We start from the raw sequence: 15,076 nt of genomic DNA, 5'->3' as shown, positions 1-15,076 counted from the left end.
CGGCAAGGCTGTATCAACAGGGTATAACACCCTTTTTGCGGTCAGGCCTATTTGTGCACCAATGTACCAGCACCGCGAGCGGTGAAGATTTCCAGCAACGACACATGCGGCACCCGCCCGTCGAGGATGACGGCAGCCTCGGTTCCGCCTTCAACTGCGGCGATGCAGGTTTCCAGCTTGGGGATCATCCCGCCGGTCACTGTGCCGTCGGCGCGCAGCGCCATAATCTGCGCCGGATCAAGGTCGGTCATCAGATTGCCTTCCTTGTCGAGCACGCCGGCAACATCGGTCAGCAGGAACAATCGCGCGGCGCCCAGTGCCGCGGCAATCGCACCCGCCATGGTATCGGCGTTGATATTATAGGTCTGTCCCTCGCTATCGACGCCAATGGGGGCAACAACAGGGATCATCCCGGCATTTGAAATCGTGTCGAGCAGCGTCCGGTCGATATGGCGCGGATGACCCACAAAGCCGAGGTCAACTACCCGTTCGATATTGCTGTCGGGATCGCGGCTGCTGCCTTCGACCTTTTCGGCGATCACAAAGCCGCCATCCTTGCCTGAAATGCCAACGGCCCGTCCGCCCGCCTGCGCAATCCAGCTGACCAGTTCTTTGTTGATCGCGCCCGACAATACCATTTCCGCAACCTTGGCGGTTTCGGCATCGGTGACGCGCAATCCATCGACAAAGCGGCTTTCGACGCCCAGTTGCTTCAGCATCGCGCCGATTTGCGGGCCGCCGCCATGGACGACAACGGGATTGATGCCCACAGCCTTCAACAGCACGACATCTTCGGCGAAATCGCGCGACGCCTCTGGATCGCCCATGGCATGGCCGCCATATTTGATCACGAAAGTCTTGCCTGCATAGCGCTGCATATAAGGTAGCGCCTCGGTCAGCGTTTCAGCTTTTGCCAGCAGCCCTTGTATTTGGGCAGGATCGGGTGCGTGGTTGGTCATGATGCGCGCCGGTTACCCCCCAAGCCGCCCCTGTGCAATCCTATTTCCCGTCCAGTGAATTGCCCAGCCGGACGAGCGCGGTGATCAATATCGGCACCAGCACTGCACTGAGCACGACCTTGGCCAGCATTTGGCCCAGCAGCAGGTCGGTGATCGGGAAGACACCGTAAAAGGCGATGGTCACGAACAGCAGCGTGTCGACAATTTGCGACAGCACCGCGGCAATGCCCCCGCGCAGTCCGACATATTTGCCGACGCTCGCCTTAAGCCGATCGAAAAGATAAACGTTGAGCAGTTGCGAAGTACCATAAGCGACAATGCCGGCAATCCAGATCCGCGGGGTCTGCCCCATCATCGTGTTGAACGCGTCCAGATATTTTGGATCCATTTTCGGCGATGCCGGAATGGCATAGACCAAGGCGGTCAGCACAATCGATCCGATCAGCGGCAGGAAACCATATTTGACCAGCTTGTCGGCGACTTCCTTGCCATGCAGCGCGGCAATCGTGCTGGAAAGGATCACCAGCAGAAGGAATGGGAAAATCCCGGCCTCCACCGCCAGCGGGCCGAGCGAGACCTGCTTGTTGCCAAGAACGCCGGCGATGCAGACCATGCCGCCATAAAAGATCGAAAAGATAAACAGCGACCGCGAAATGGTCATGCTGCTGGTCTGGTTGTCGGACATGTGGCTGCTCCCCCTTTTACTGCTTTGCCCCATGGGTAACGGCAAAATCCGGCGGTGCAAGCGGACGACGCCCAATATTCACAGCATTTCGTCACCCCGAACTTGTTTCAAGGCCCATTTCTTCGCATAGACCATAGGGAGTGGCCGCGCGATAGATGCTGAAACGAGTTCGGCATGACGGGGTCGAGAGGTTTGGGGAGACCAAGAAATGCAGATCCTGTTGAGCCTGGGCGGCATGGCCCTGATCCTGCTTATTGCCTTTGTGCTGTCATCCAACCGCCGCGCCATCCGGCCGCGCGTCGTGCTGTCGGCCTTTGCTTTGCAGGCGGGGTTGGCCGCTCTGGTGCTGTATGTGCCTTGGGGCAATCAGGTGCTGCAAGCTGCCGCATCCGGCGTATCGAACCTTCTGGGCTATGCGAATGAAGGTACGCGCTTCCTTTTTGGCGCGCTCGCCACAGATCCGCTGGGCCAGAATTTCGCGATCCAGGCGCTTCCCGTGATCATCTTTTTCGCGGCGTTCATCTCGATCCTCTATCATCTCGGGCTGATGCAATATGTGATCCGCTGGATCGGCGGCGGCCTTCAGAAAATAACCGGCATTTCCAAGGTTGAAAGCCTGTGCGCCGCGTCGAACATCTTCGTCGGCCAGTCCGAATCGCCGCTTGTCATCCGCCCCTATCTGGCATCGCTTACGCCGGCGCAGCTTTTCTGCGTGATGAGCGTCGGCATGGCGGGCGTCGCCGGAACGATTTTGGCGGCCTATGCCTCGATGGGCATCCGGATTGATTATCTGCTGGCCGCGGCATTCATGTCGGCACCGGGCGGCATCCTCATGGCAAAGATGATCATGCCCGACGATCCCGATGCGCCTGCCAATGATGACCCTTCGGTCGCGGCAGATATGCATGATGAGGAAAAGCCGGCCAATCTGATCATGGCTGCGGCACAGGGTGCACAGACCGGCGTAAAGCTGGCCGTGGCCGTGGGCGCGATGGTGCTCGCCTTTGTGGCGCTGGTCGCGCTGGCCAATGGCCTTTTGGGCGGGCTTGGCAATCTGGTCGGCCTTAAGGGTCTGAGCTTCCAGGGCATATTGGGGGAGGTTTTTGCCCCCGTCATGTACCTCCTCGGCGTGCCATGGAATGAGGCTTCGGCTGCAGGCGGCCTTTTCGGCACCAAGGTTGTGCTCAACGAATTTGTCGCCTTCATCGATCTTGGCGCGATGAAGGATTTGTCGCCGACCAGCGTAGCGATTGTCACCTTTGCATTGTGCGGCTTTGCCAATTTCAGCTCGATTGCAATCCAGATGGCGGTTACCGGCGGCCTTGCCCCGAACCAGCGCCCGATGATCGCGAAACTGGGGCTGAAGGCATTGGCGGCAGGTTCGCTGTCCAACCTGATGAGTGCGGCTTTGGCGGGGTTGTTCCTCTCGCTGGCGTGAGGGGTTATTCCCCTCCCGCCAAGCCTTTGAGTTCGTAAAGCAGATCCAGCGCCTGTCGCGGCGAAAGCGCGTCTATGTCCAATCCGGACAGGCTTTCGCGCACGGCATCCACCTTGGCCTCGGCTGCATCCAAGGCGGCGCCGAACAGCGGCATCTCTCCCAATCCTGCGGCCAGCCCGCCGGTTTCGGCGCGGCCTTTTTCGAGTTTCTCGAGCACTTGTGTGGCACGCGCCAATACCGGCGGGGGCAGGCCCGCCAATTTGGCAACGGCAATGCCATAGCTGCGGTCTGCCGGCCCCTCTGAAACTTCATGGAGGAGTATAAGGTCGCCCTTATATTCCTTTGCCCGGACATGGTGCAGCGATAGTGCATCAAGGGTTTCGGAAAGCCGGGTCAGCTCGTGATAATGGGTCGCAAACAGGCAGCGACAGCGGTTCGTTTCGTGGATGCCCTCGACCACCGCCCAGGCAATGGCAAGGCCATCATAGGTAGATGTGCCGCGCCCGACCTCGTCCAATATCACGAAGCTGCGTTCGGTTGCTTGGGCGAGGATGGCCGCTGTCTCGACCATTTCGACCATGAAGGTCGATCGCCCGCGGGCCAGATTGTCGGACGCGCCGACACGGCTGAACAGCCGGTCGACCAGCCCCAGCCGGGCAGACGTGGCGGGAACATAGCTTCCGGCCTGTGCCAGGATCACGATCAGGGCATTTTGCCGCAAAAAGGTTGACTTGCCGCCCATATTGGGACCGCTCACCAACCATAATCTATTGTTTTCAGTAAGTTGCACATCATTTGCGATGAAGCGCTCGCCATTTCTCGCCAGCGCGTTTTCCACCACAGGATGCCGACCGCCTTCGATATATAGCTCAGGTCCTTCTGTATGTTCAGCTTTGCACCAGCGCCCCTCCGCCGCCCGTTCGGCTAGTGCTGACGCGACATCAATCCGCGCCAGCGCATCGGCACTGGCAGCAATCGCATCTCGCCGCGCGAGAACATGGCCGGTCAGTTCCTCAAGATGCGCAGCCTCTGCCGCCAGTGCATGTCCCGATGCCTGTCCGATCCGCAATGCCTCTTCATGCAGTTCGGGTGAATTGAAACGCACCGCTCCCGCCATCGTTTGCCGATGGGTAAAGCCGCTGCCCGTTGTCATCAGCGGATCTGCATTTTTGGCGGGTACTTCAACAAAATAGCCAAGCACGCCATTGTGGCGAATCTTGAGCGAGGCGATCCCGGTCGATGCCCGGTAGCGCGCTTCCATCGCGGCGATCGCGGCACGGCCATCGCGCCCTGCCACGCGCAGTGCATCAAGCGCGGCATCATAACCTTCCGCAATATAGCCGCCCTGGCTCGTTTCGGTTGGCGGCGTTGCAACCAGCGCCCGCTGCAAAAGATCGACCATCGCACCATGGCCATCAAGTGCCGGCAGCAGTGTTTCCATCATGGCAGGCCGGTCAGACACGGTGCCAAGCCGTTCGCGCAAAATGCGCGCCCCATCCAAGCCATCACGGATTTGTCCCAGATCGCGGGGTGATCCCCTTCCAGCGACAACCCGGCCAAGCGCGCGGGCAATGTCGGGCAATTGCCGTAATGCAGCGCGCGTGCTCTCGCGGAGCAGCGGTGCATCATGGAACCATTGCACCAGTGCAAGCCGCGCTTCGATCGCACCCTTGTCCATCAAGGGTGCGGAAAGATCCGATGCAAGCTGGCGTGCTCCGGCACCTGTGATCGTGCGATCCACCTCGGCCAGCAGCGAACCTGCCCGTCCGCCGCCATTTGCCGAGCGGGTGATTTCAAGACTGTCGCGTGTCGCCTGATCGATCAGCAGATAATGCTGCACCTCGCGCCGCACCGGGGCTTTGAGGAAGGGCATCTTCCCCTGCCCGACATGTTCCAGATAGGCGAGAAGCCCGCCCGCCGCCGCCAGTTCGGCGCGGGTACAGGAAAGGTCGGCAGAGCAGTGTCGTTGCAGAGCTTCCTTGCCGACCATGCTGTCAAAATCCGCCCTCGGTCTTGCAATGGCGTGATGAAGGCCGGCAAAGCCTTCGGGGATGATTAGCTCGCTCGGCCCCAGTCGCGCCAGTTCAGCCTCAATCGCCGCTGCCGAAATGCAGGTCACTTCGAAATAACCGGTGGAGATATCGGTTGCCGCCAGGCCGATTTCGCCGCCCGCCTCTGCCAGTGCGACGAGGATGTTCGATGCGCAACTATCGAGCAAGCTGTCCTCGGTCAGCGTGCCTGCTGTCACAAAACGGATGATGTCACGCGCAACCAGCGCCTTTGATCCGCCCCGCGCCTTTGCCTGTTCGGGCGTTTCGGTTTGTTCGGCAATGGCGACGCGGTGGCCTGCTTTGATCAACCTGGCAAGATAGCCCTCTGCCGCATGCACCGGCACGCCGCACATGGGGATGGGCGCGCCGCTATGTTCGCCGCGCGAGGTCAGCGCGATGTCGAGCACCCGGGCAGCGATCTTGGCATCGTCGAAAAATAGCTCGAAAAAGTCGCCCATCCGATAGAAGAGCATGCAGCCATCGGCCTTTGCCTTCAATTTCAGATATTGCGCCATCATCGGCGTCGGCGTTTCAAGGCCGGGCAGAACGGCGTTTTTTGCAGGGCGCGAGTCCATTTGTCCGGCATAGCCTCGCCGTGCCGGATCGCCAATGTCGCGCCTGTGCGAAGCTGTGGAAACTGATGCATCGCCATCGTCGCACGCTTGATAGCGGTGGCGGCCAAGGCTCGCTCGACCGGCCCATATCGGAGAATTTCCAGTCGCATCAATGATGGCAATAAGGAACAAAGGCGTTGCGCGCATTGCCTGCATACCGCTAGGGCGCAGCTAACCAAAAGAAATCGAGGGTAGGCCCGCAATGAGCGACAAAGACGTCCAGTTTACCGCGCAGGAAGCCCTGCAATTCCATGCTCAGGGACGTCCCGGTAAGATCGAAATCATCGCATCGAAACCGATGGCAACGCAGCGCGACCTTAGCCTTGCCTATTCGCCCGGCGTTGCGGTTCCGGTGCAGGCGATCGCCGATGATCCGGCAACGGCCTATGATTATACCGCGAAGGGCAACCTAGTCGCGGTTATTTCAAACGGTACCGCGATCCTCGGAATGGGCAATCTTGGCGCGCTTGCCTCCAAACCGGTGATGGAAGGCAAGGCGGTGCTGTTCAAGCGCTTTGCCGACGTCGATTCGATCGACATTGAAGTTAAGACCGAGGACGCGAAACGCTTCATCGATGCGGTTGAGCTTCTGGAACCGACCTTTGGCGGCATCAATCTGGAAGATATCGCTGCACCTGACTGCTTTATGATCGAGCAGGCGCTGCGCGAAAAGATGAACATCCCGGTTTTCCATGATGACCAGCATGGCACCGCAATCATCTCGGCGGCCGGGCTCATCAATGCCTGCAGGCTCACCGGGCGCGACCTTAAGGATGTGAAGGTTGTTTGTAACGGCGCAGGTGCTGCCGCGATTGCATGTACGGAATTGATCAAGGCGATGGGCGTACCGCATGGCAATGTAATCATGTGTGATCGCAAGGGCGTGATCTATCAGGGTCGCGCTGAAGGCATGGATCAATGGAAGTCGGCGCATGCCGTGCCGACCGAAGCGCGCAGCCTGGCCGATGCGGTGAAGGGCGCCGATGTTTTCCTCGGCCTTTCGGTTGGCGGCGCGCTGACGGTCGAGATGGTGAAAACTATGGCCGATCAGCCGATTATTTTTGCGATGGCCAATCCCGATCCGGAAATCTCGCCCCCCGAAGCACGTGCGGCGCGGCCCGATGCAATCATTGCCACCGGTCGTTCGGATTATCCGAACCAGGTCAATAATGTGCTCGGCTTTCCTTTCATTTTCCGCGGCGCGCTTGATGTCAGGGCGACGACGATCAACGAGGAAATGAAGATTGCTGCTGCCAATGCTCTTGCCGAGCTGGCACGTGAGACAGTGCCCGAAGAGGTCGCGGCAGCCTATGGCGGAACGACGCACAGTTTCGGCACGGACTATATAATTCCCGCGCCTTTCGATCCACGCCTTATGGAGGTTGTATCCTCGGCCGTTGCCAAGGCAGCGATGGATTCGGGCGTCGCGCAAAAGCCAATCACCGACATGGAGGCCTATCGTGCATCGCTGCGCGCGCGTCTCAATCCCACCACCTCGGTGATGGCCGGCGTGTATGCATCGGCACGGGCAAAGCCGAAGCGGGTGATTTTTGCCGAGGGGGAAGAAGATGTCGTGCTACGCGCCGCGGTGCAGTTCCGGCAGGATGGCTATGGCACCCCCGTGCTTGTCGGCCGTGATGCTGCAGTGCTGGCTAAGCTGCAGGCGATGGGCGTTCCCAATCCCGAAAGCTTCGAAATTCATAATAGCGTATCGAGCCCACTTGTCCCTGTGATGGTCGAACGGCTGTATGCGCGACTACAGCGTCGGGGCTATTTGCGCCGCGATGTCCAGCGGATGGTGAACCGTGATCGCAATATTTTCGGCGCGCTGATGCTTGCCATGGATCAGGGCGACGCGATGATCACCGGTATCACACGAACCTTTGCGCAGACGATGCGCGAATTGCGCCGGGTACTTGACCCCAAAAAGGGTGAAATCCCCTTCGGCATTCATGTTCTTGTCGGAAAGACCCACACGGTTTTCATGGCCGACACAACGGTCAATGAACGGCCCAGTGCCGAAGAGCTTGCCTATATTGCCGAACAGACGGCGCAAGTCGCCCGGCGCATGGGCCATGTGCCGCGTGTCGCCTTCCTGTCTTATTCGACCTTCGGCAACCCGCCGGGCAACTGGCTGAGCAATATCCGCGATGCGGTCGCCATATTGGATCAGCGGAATGCCGGTTTTGAATATGAAGGCGAAATGGCACCCGACGTCGCGCTGAACCCGGCGTTGATGGCCAATTACCCCTTTTGCCGGTTGTCCGGTCCCGCCAATGTGCTCGTGATGCCGGGTCTGCAATCGGCAAACCTCTCTGCGAAGCTACTGCGTGAACTGGGCGGCGATCAGGTGATTGGTCCCATGCTGGTGGGCATGGAGCGGCCGGTGCAGATTGCAACCATGTCGTCGAGCGCTTCGGAAATTGTCGCGCTTGCGGTGCTCGCCTCAGCGGGCGTTGCGCAATAATCTCAGGGGCGGCCGCCTTGGCCGCCCTGACCCGGGGCGCCCGCGCTGCCGACCGCACCGATATTGCCGAACAGTTCCTCGAAGAAGCTGGTTTCGCGGCCCAAGGTGCGCGTCTTGTCGCCTTCAGGGCTGATGCGCACGACATTTTCCAGCCCGCGCTGGTTCACCGCGACCACATTTCCGACATTGTCGAACTGAATGTGGAGCACGGTCTGCGCGGTCGGGCGCGGATTGCGGAAAGCCAGCTGCTGGGTGTCGCGCGCGAAATAATACCAGTCACTATTGCCGAATTGGCCAGTGAAAGTCGGTCGACCGAGTGTTCCCTGAACCGATTCCCGATTGTCGACACCGGGTTGGATTGCCGCAATCAACTGTGCGTCACCAACATAGCCCTGATGGCCACGAAACTGGGTGCAGCCTTGCACCAGTAGCGCAGCCCCTGCGAGCATCATGATCTTGGTGGCCGTGGAAATTCGGGTCGTGGGCATATTCTCGCCTTCGGTGATTTTGTTGGCTATTGCCATTGCATCCTTGCAGCGCAATGGCAATATCCCACGCAAAATGAACCAGTGATGAGCGCCACCTGCGCTGCCACTCTTCTGGAATGGAATGACCTTTTATGCAATTGTTGCGCCGCCTTTTTGGGACGACCGAAGCTGACCAGCGCGAATCGCTTCGGCCGCTCTATAACCAGCTGGTCGCGCATGCCCGCCAGCCGCACTGGTATCTTGATGGTGGCATTCCCGACAGCGTCAATGGACGATTCGAAATGGTCGCTACAATGTTCGCTCTGGTCTTGCTCCGCCTTGAACAGGAAAGCGACAGCGGGCGCGAGATGGCATTGCTGACTGAGATATTCGTCGCCGACATGGATGCGCAGCTGCGCGAAATCGGCGTTGGCGACATGATCGTCGGCAAGCGCGTTGGTAAATTGGTAGGTGCCTTTGGCGGCCGGTTAGGTGTCTATCGCGATGCCTTGACCGACGTTGAGACTGATCGGCTGGCTGAAACATTGCGGCGCAATCTCTATGGTGACGTAGTCCCCGATGGCCGGCAGATCAGCCATGTTGCTGCCGGCGTTCGCGCTATTTGGGAAAAGCTGGGTGCGGCAGATGCCGCTCGGTTGATCAAGGGCGACGGGCAATGGTGAAGGCAGAGCCATCACCTGAATTCAGCCATATAGTGTCGCTTTCCGAAATAGGTGCAGCGGCAAAGCCCCGGCACATCTTGGCGAGCGAGGCTGAAAGGGCGGCGCTCGCAAAGCGCTTTGGATTGGTTTCGCTTGACCGGCTTGAGGCGGATGTAGCGCTTATTCCAGACGGGAATCGCTATATCGCGGAAGGCAGGCTCTGGGGTGAAGCTTCGCAAGCCTGTGTCGCCAGCGGCGCGGCGGTGCCGACCCGGATCGACGAAAATTTCCGCATCCGCTTTGCCGCAGAAGCCAGCTATGACGAAGAGGCGGAAATCCAGCTCGATGCCGATGAATGTGACACGTTGTTCCATGACGGTCGCACGATCGATCTTGGCGAAGCGGTTGCGCAAAGCTTTGCACTGCTGCTCGATCCCTTTCCGCGCAGCCCCAATGCTGACGCGGTGCTAAAAGCGGCCGGGGTGAAGGGGGAAGGTGAAGCGGGGCCATTTGGTGCGCTTGCTGCGCTCAAGGACAAATTGGGCAAGATCTGACTGATGTTCGATGCCCGCCTGCGCAAATCGGTTGATCCGATCGTCGACCGACTGGGCAGGACAATTGCGGGAACGGGCGTCAGTGCCAATGTCCTGACGATCGCTGGTGCGCTTCTGGTGGTGCCTCTGGTGGCGGCGCTGTCATTCCATATGTGGTGGGCCGCGTTGGCGTTGATCGCCGGAAACCGCTTGTGCGATGGTCTCGACGGGGCGGTGGCACGGCTCCGCGGCCCCACGCTTTGGGGCGGTTATCTCGACAGCCTATGTGATTATCTGTTTTATGTAGGTATCCCCATCGGCTTTGCACTGGCTGTGCCTGCCAATGCCCTTCCCGGCTTGCTGCTGGTTGCATCCTTCACGCTAACGGCCGTTAGTTTCCTTGCGATTGCCGCCATCGCTGCGGGCCGCGACATGGGCCATGCGGCAAAAGCTTTCACCTACACGTCAGGGCTGATGGAAGGCGGGGAGACGATTGTCTTCTTCGTCGTCATGTGCCTGTTTCCTAGCAGCTTTCCTTGGCTGGCCATGCTATTTGCAGCGCTATGCTTGGTAACCGTGCTACAACGTGCTGCCATGGCTTGGCGGCTGACCCGCAGTTGATCGCGCCGTCAGCCTATTGTGCGTTCAACCAGCCAATAAGCAGAAATGCTGCCGATCGCGTAAGTCACGATCTTTATGACGCGTGCCGCACCTGCTTCGCCCATGCGTTGCAGGGCGGCCAGCGTCGCAAGGCTGGCGCCCACGACCAGTAGCTGGCCAGCCTCAACGCCGAGATTGAAGGTTAGCAGGGCGGTCGGAACATCACTTTCGGGCAGCCCGATTTCGTTCAACGCCCCTGCAAAGCCAAAGCCATGCAGCAAGCCGAAGACAAAGGCGACCAGCCAAGGCAGGCGTTCCGAAAGCCTCGGCTTATTTGGATCTTTCTTCACGATCTCGATCGCAAGAAACATGATGGACAATGCAATGATGGCCTCAACGGGCCGTTGCGGTAAACCTAGAAAGCCTAAGGTCGTTCCAATGAGCGTAATCGAATGGGCAAGGGTGAAGGCAGTTGCTGCCTTGGCAATCGTCCATAATCCGTTGAGCAACAGGACCAGACAGACAACGAAAAGCAGATGGTCATATCCAAAGAGAATATGTTCGACGCCAATGATGAAATAGGTAGAGGCGACTTGCCATCGATCAGGCCGCATGCGGATTTCGGCCATCGGTTCGGCGGGTGTTAGACGCAGCGCCTGAACCGGCCGACCCAGCGGGGCGACACGCGCCAACACGTCGGACTGCGCAGTGTCGAACTTCACCAGACCGATTGACTGGCCAGCGACATCGCCGTTGCAGTGCACGATAGAGTTAGTTGTGACCGATGCCCCGGTTATGGTCCGGCTGGTAACGCTTTTGATTGCGCACGCCTTGGGAAGGACAGGGCTTGTTGCTGGTGTAAAGCCTCCGCGCATCGGCGACTTCCAGATTAGCGCCCATTCATGTTCTGACTTCTGGGTGAACTCCAAATAGCCTGGACGTAGCTCATCTGCATGGGCTGCTCCGGGGAGCAGCGTCAGCAGCAGCGCGAGCAGCAAGCGGATCACGGCTTTGCAATCTGGATTGTATAGCCATCGAGCAGCGCCTGATAGGCCTTTGCTTCGCGTGCCTTTTGCGTTGCCGAGCGCCAGTCATTTTCGACTTGCTGGCGGACATCGGCAAGCCTTGCCGCCTTGCCGGGGTCGACTTCACGCAGGCGGATAAGATGGCTGCCAAAGCCCGACATCAACGGGCCTGACCAGTCGCCCGGAGAGAGTTTCGCCAAACCCGCCGCAAATTCTTCTCCGAAATTGCGCGCAATATCGGCGGTCGAAACTGCATCCAGAGTGCGCGGAAGGGATATTGCTACGCCCACCTGTGCCCAGTCTGTACCAGTCGAAAGCTTGCTGCGGGCTTGCGCCGCTGCGCTTTTGGGGTCGCCTGTTCCCAGATAGATCTGGTCGAAACTATAGGCCGCGCCTGCCGCGTAGCGGGCTGGGTTCTTATCGAGCCAAGTCTGTAAGGTAGCATTGTCTACAGGTGCATTTTCGGCCTGTGCGGTTGCCAGATATTCCATCTTCGCACGTAGCCGGCGACGGATAACCGTATCATCCTGATCGAGTCCAAGGCGGATCGCTTCGCGATAATAGACCTCTTCTTTGATATGGTCGCGGATCAGATTGTCGATTTCGGTTGGGCTGGGAGGCCGCTGCCAGGTTTGCTGCCAAGACGCGGCAAGCCGGGACACCTGTGCTTCGTCGATCGTGATAATGCGGCTTTCGGGATCGACCTCTTCACCGCGGACGGCGAAGAACGCGAACAGCGCCAACCCCGCGATCAGGAAATGGACGAATGGCTCTTGCAGCCAATTGGTGGCGCGTGCGCGCCAGATGCTCTCCCCTTGCATCGTGCCGATCTATCGTTTTGCCGCTTGCTAATCAAGACAACGCCCGCCGCATCCATGGAGGACGCGACGGGCGCGGTGTGCGACCCTGAAGGACGGGTCTTTAGAACTTGTATCCGACCTCTACCCCGATCAGGCGGCGGCCGCCCGGCGAGATGAACGATCCGCCAAATTCGATCGCCGGAATGGCTTCCGCGATATATTTGCGGTTGAGCATATTGTCGGCAAAGACTGAGAGGTTCCAGCTCTCGCCTTCCAGGCCGGCGCGCAGGTTGAGCACGCCAAAGGCATCACGCTTGGCGGCGCCATAATCACCGTTGCCGGCAACCGGCGGGGCAGCGAACAGCGATGCTGGCAACAGCGCGCTGAACACGGTGGGCCTGCTTTGATCCTGCACGGTGTGGAACCATGTGTCGCCGGTGATGCGATAGTCGGCCCGCAGCAACAGGTCGATGTTATCGGTCAGCGGAGCGTCGATCTGGGTTCCAAGGTTGATGGTATAGTCGGCTGTGTAAGGCGATTTGTTGCCGACAGTATAGGCGCGCGAGCTGTTCTTCTTGATCTCGCTGTCGGTCAGGTTGACCGAGCCAAAGACTTTCCAGCCATCGATGATACGGCCAGTCAGGTTAAATTCTGCGCCCTTTACGTCGACGCGGTCGATATTCGACACCACGCGCAACAGGCCGAATGAGCCAACGAAAAATTCGAAGAACTGCATGTCGGTGATCCGGGTGTAATAACCGGCAAGATCATAGGTGATCCGGCCGTCGAACATGGCACCCTTTACGCCTGCTTCAAACGAACTCGATTTTTCCTTGCGATAATCGTCCTTGATGAAGACGTCAGCGTCGATCGTGCCGAACGCGCCAGTAGTGTTGTTGAAGAACTGGTTCACCGTTGCCGAAGCGCCCTGGTTGTTGAAACCGCCGGATTTGAAACCGATGCCCCAGTTAGCATAAATGTTGGTGTCGCCAGCACCTGGCTTCCAGCTCAGGCTGATTTTGGGCTGAAGCTGTTTGAAAGTGCCGTTCTTGTCAGGAATCAAACCGGTAGCGGGAAGACCCGGGTTGATCTTCGCTCCGGTGATCGGATCGCTGACATTGGGAACCAGGTTCGAAACGTTGCGGTCTTCGACATCGTAGCGCAGTGCCGCACTGATCTTGAGCGCATCCGACACGTCATAATCGGCCGAACCGAACGCTGCATAAACGTCGGTCTTGAACTTGTCCGAATAGAGCTGCGAAGTCGGGTTGGAACTGCCCGGTGCGTTGTAAAGCGTCGGCAAGATGCCGCTGCCGAGGTCGGCACCAAGGCTGACCCCTACCGACCGATCGATGTGGAGGGCATAGCCGCCGATCTGCCAGCTTAGCGGGCCATCACCATTTGATGCGAGACGGATTTCGCCGCTGATATCCTTCTGCTGGCGGACCTGAAGCTGCGTGCCGTCACAAGTCGTCGGGCTGTAGGGACCGAAGGTCGAGCCCGAAAAATTGAAGATGAAGGGTATCGGAATCGAACCGATCACTCCCGGCGGGTTGACCGGATAGCCCCTGTTGGCTGCCGTTGACGCGAAGCAGGCATTTTGCACTGCAAGGTTGGTGGGGTTTGCAGGTGCGCCGAAAGCAGGCGAAATGTAGCGGGCAAAGTCGGCCGATGTTCCGTCTGCCGTCAGGCTCTGGTCGACATCGGAGTAGAGTGCCCATGCAGTCAGTACGGTTGAACCAAAGTCATGTTCGAGCTTGATTGAGGCATCGAAGGTTTGCTGGTCGTTGGTCGGCCGTATATTGCTGTAGTAACGGAACGGATGGTCATCGACGTCCTCGTTGAACGCCCCGCCCAACGCGGGCAGATGGAAGGCGGCGTTGAAGTTGATCGATGCGCCGCGCAAGTCAGAATATCGGGCCTTTACGTCGACATTGGTGGAATCGCCCAGTTCTGCTGTGAAGCGGCCGTCCAGGCTCCATACTTTCTGGTCATCCGCAACCTTGCGGTCGAGGAAGATATTGCGGAAAAAGCCATCGGTCTGACGGTAATAACCCGACAGTACGATGCCGGCACCTTCTCCGACCGGTGTCGAGATATGGCCGGTGGCCTCAATGGTATTTTCATTGGCATAGCTGGCGCGGACCGCGCCTTCGAGCGTGTCTCCGGGCTTGAGCGTCTGGATGACAATTGCGCCTGCGGCGGCATTGCGACCATAGAGCGCGCCCTGCGGGCCTTTGAGGATTTCGATCTGGCGCAGTGTGCCCTGCGTTTGGTTGAGCTGGGCTGTGTTGGTCTTCAGAATGCCGTCGACGACCAGCGCGATCGAACTTTCGGCGTCGCGAGCACCGTTGATGCCGCGAATGTTGATCTGGGTGTCGCCAGCCTCGGCCGTGCCGGTCACGATTGTGACGCCTGGGGTAAGCTGAGCAAAATCCTGCGCTTTGTCAGCGCCCGTTTTTTGGAGCGCATCGGCGGTTAGAACGGTTACCGACGCGGGTACATCCTGCAGGCGTTCATCCTGACGGCGCGCGGTTACAATGATTTCCTCGCCCTCGGACGCGCCATCGGCCGCATCCTGCGCGAATGCCGGAAAGGCGAACAGCCCTGAAATGGCAATCGAGGCAAATAGCATCGAACGGGTTTTTAACATGGCAATCTCCCTGATACGGTGGCGGACCTGATAGCCTTAATTGCTCCTCTGCGCGGCTAACGGTTGCGCTCTAGCATGGGTATTGTATACAATATTTCCATCGTCAAGAGATAGTAAAAACC

12 protein-coding genes are annotated in these 15,076 nt (G+C 58.9%); 5 read left to right on the top strand and 7 right to left on the bottom strand.

Going from position 1 to position 15,076, the window contains the following annotated elements:
* Positions 1–47: 47 nt before the first annotated feature.
* On the bottom strand, positions 48–962 hold the full coding sequence (gene argB / locus RSE16_02040; GenBank protein WRH77274.1) for an acetylglutamate kinase: 915 nt from the start codon (positions 960–962) through the stop codon (positions 48–50).
* A 37-nt stretch (positions 963–999) separates the two neighbouring features.
* A complete protein-coding gene (locus RSE16_02035) occupies positions 1,000–1,644 on the bottom strand; it encodes a queuosine precursor transporter (GenBank protein ID WRH76273.1) in 645 nt (214 codons plus the stop codon).
* Positions 1,645–1,852: 208 nt separating this feature from the next.
* Between RSE16_02035 and RSE16_02030 the strand changes: the two genes are divergently transcribed.
* Positions 1,853–3,082 carry a NupC/NupG family nucleoside CNT transporter gene (locus tag RSE16_02030; protein WRH76272.1) on the top strand — a complete coding sequence of 410 codons (1,230 nt, stop codon included), beginning with the start codon at positions 1,853–1,855 and terminating at the stop codon, positions 3,080–3,082.
* A gap of 4 nt (positions 3,083–3,086) precedes the next feature.
* On the opposite strand, the gene mutS is transcribed toward RSE16_02030, so the two are convergent.
* Complete coding sequence (gene mutS / locus RSE16_02025) at positions 3,087–5,651, bottom strand: DNA mismatch repair protein MutS (protein WRH77273.1); 2,565 nt, start codon at positions 5,649–5,651, stop codon at positions 3,087–3,089.
* 298 nt (positions 5,652–5,949) lie between these two features.
* Between mutS and RSE16_02020 the strand changes: the two genes are divergently transcribed.
* Positions 5,950–8,214 (top strand): NADP-dependent malic enzyme, encoded by a 2,265-nt coding sequence (locus RSE16_02020; GenBank protein ID WRH76271.1) that lies wholly within the window; start codon positions 5,950–5,952, stop codon positions 8,212–8,214.
* 2 nt (positions 8,215–8,216) lie between these two features.
* On the opposite strand, the gene bamE is transcribed toward RSE16_02020, so the two are convergent.
* Positions 8,217–8,666, bottom strand: coding sequence for an outer membrane protein assembly factor BamE (gene bamE / locus RSE16_02015; protein ID WRH77272.1), 450 nt, complete (start codon positions 8,664–8,666; stop codon positions 8,217–8,219).
* Positions 8,667–8,833: 167 nt separating this feature from the next.
* Between bamE and RSE16_02010 the strand changes: the two genes are divergently transcribed.
* From RSE16_02010 to RSE16_02000, 3 genes are read left to right on the top strand one after another with little or no spacing between them, the layout of a single operon-like run.
* A complete protein-coding gene (locus RSE16_02010) occupies positions 8,834–9,364 on the top strand; it encodes a ubiquinol-cytochrome C chaperone family protein (GenBank protein ID WRH76270.1) in 531 nt (176 codons plus the stop codon).
* A complete protein-coding gene (locus RSE16_02005; protein WRH76269.1) occupies positions 9,358–9,897 on the top strand; it encodes a DUF177 domain-containing protein in 540 nt (179 codons plus the stop codon). The genes RSE16_02010 and RSE16_02005 overlap by 7 nt, the downstream gene beginning before the upstream one ends.
* 3 nt (positions 9,898–9,900) lie before the next feature.
* Positions 9,901–10,497, top strand: coding sequence for a CDP-alcohol phosphatidyltransferase family protein (locus tag RSE16_02000; protein ID WRH76268.1), 597 nt, complete (start codon positions 9,901–9,903; stop codon positions 10,495–10,497).
* An 8-nt stretch (positions 10,498–10,505) separates the two neighbouring features.
* Here RSE16_02000 and RSE16_01995 read toward each other — a convergent pair whose 3' ends face one another.
* The 3 genes from RSE16_01995 to RSE16_01985 all read right to left on the bottom strand — a co-directional run bounded on the left by RSE16_01995 (position 10,506) and on the right by RSE16_01985 (position 14,954).
* Entirely contained in the window at positions 10,506–11,483 is a 978-nt protein-coding gene (locus RSE16_01995) for a HupE/UreJ family protein (GenBank protein ID WRH76267.1), read from the bottom strand.
* Positions 11,480–12,322, bottom strand: coding sequence for a peptidylprolyl isomerase (locus RSE16_01990; protein WRH76266.1), 843 nt, complete (start codon positions 12,320–12,322; stop codon positions 11,480–11,482). Before RSE16_01990 ends, RSE16_01995 begins: the two co-directional genes overlap by 4 nt.
* Positions 12,323–12,422: 100 nt before the next feature.
* A complete protein-coding gene (locus RSE16_01985; protein ID WRH76265.1) occupies positions 12,423–14,954 on the bottom strand; it encodes a TonB-dependent receptor in 2,532 nt (843 codons plus the stop codon).
* Positions 14,955–15,076: the final 122 nt, after the last annotated feature.

It is taken from the genome of Sphingobium sp., assembly GCA_035196065.1.
GTDB classification, from domain to species: domain Bacteria; phylum Pseudomonadota; class Alphaproteobacteria; order Sphingomonadales; family Sphingomonadaceae; genus Sphingorhabdus_B; species Sphingorhabdus_B rara.
The sequence above is the reverse complement of the archived record's forward strand: the minus strand, read 5'-3'. Positions and strand labels throughout refer to the sequence as shown.

Bases quoted from the DNA above. Each gene is read 5' to 3' on its own strand.
- RSE16_01985 (WRH76265.1), bottom strand. From the start codon at position 14,954: ATGTTAAAAACCCGTTCGATGCTATTTGCCTCGATTGCCATTTCAGGG.
- RSE16_02010 (WRH76270.1), top strand. From the start codon at position 8,834: ATGCAATTGTTGCGCCGCCTTTTTGGGACGACCGAAGCTGACCAGCGC.
- RSE16_02005 (WRH76269.1), top strand. From the start codon at position 9,358: ATGGTGAAGGCAGAGCCATCACCTGAATTCAGCCATATAGTGTCGCTT.
- RSE16_02000 (WRH76268.1), top strand. From the start codon at position 9,901: ATGTTCGATGCCCGCCTGCGCAAATCGGTTGATCCGATCGTCGACCGA.
- RSE16_02030 (WRH76272.1), top strand. From the start codon at position 1,853: ATGCAGATCCTGTTGAGCCTGGGCGGCATGGCCCTGATCCTGCTTATT.
- RSE16_02035 (WRH76273.1), bottom strand. From the start codon at position 1,644: ATGTCCGACAACCAGACCAGCAGCATGACCATTTCGCGGTCGCTGTTT.
- RSE16_01990 (WRH76266.1), bottom strand. From the start codon at position 12,322: ATGCAAGGGGAGAGCATCTGGCGCGCACGCGCCACCAATTGGCTGCAA.
- RSE16_02020 (WRH76271.1), top strand. From the start codon at position 5,950: ATGAGCGACAAAGACGTCCAGTTTACCGCGCAGGAAGCCCTGCAATTC.
- bamE (WRH77272.1), bottom strand. From the start codon at position 8,666: ATGATGCTCGCAGGGGCTGCGCTACTGGTGCAAGGCTGCACCCAGTTT.
- mutS (WRH77273.1), bottom strand. From the start codon at position 5,651: ATGATGGCGCAATATCTGAAATTGAAGGCAAAGGCCGATGGCTGCATG.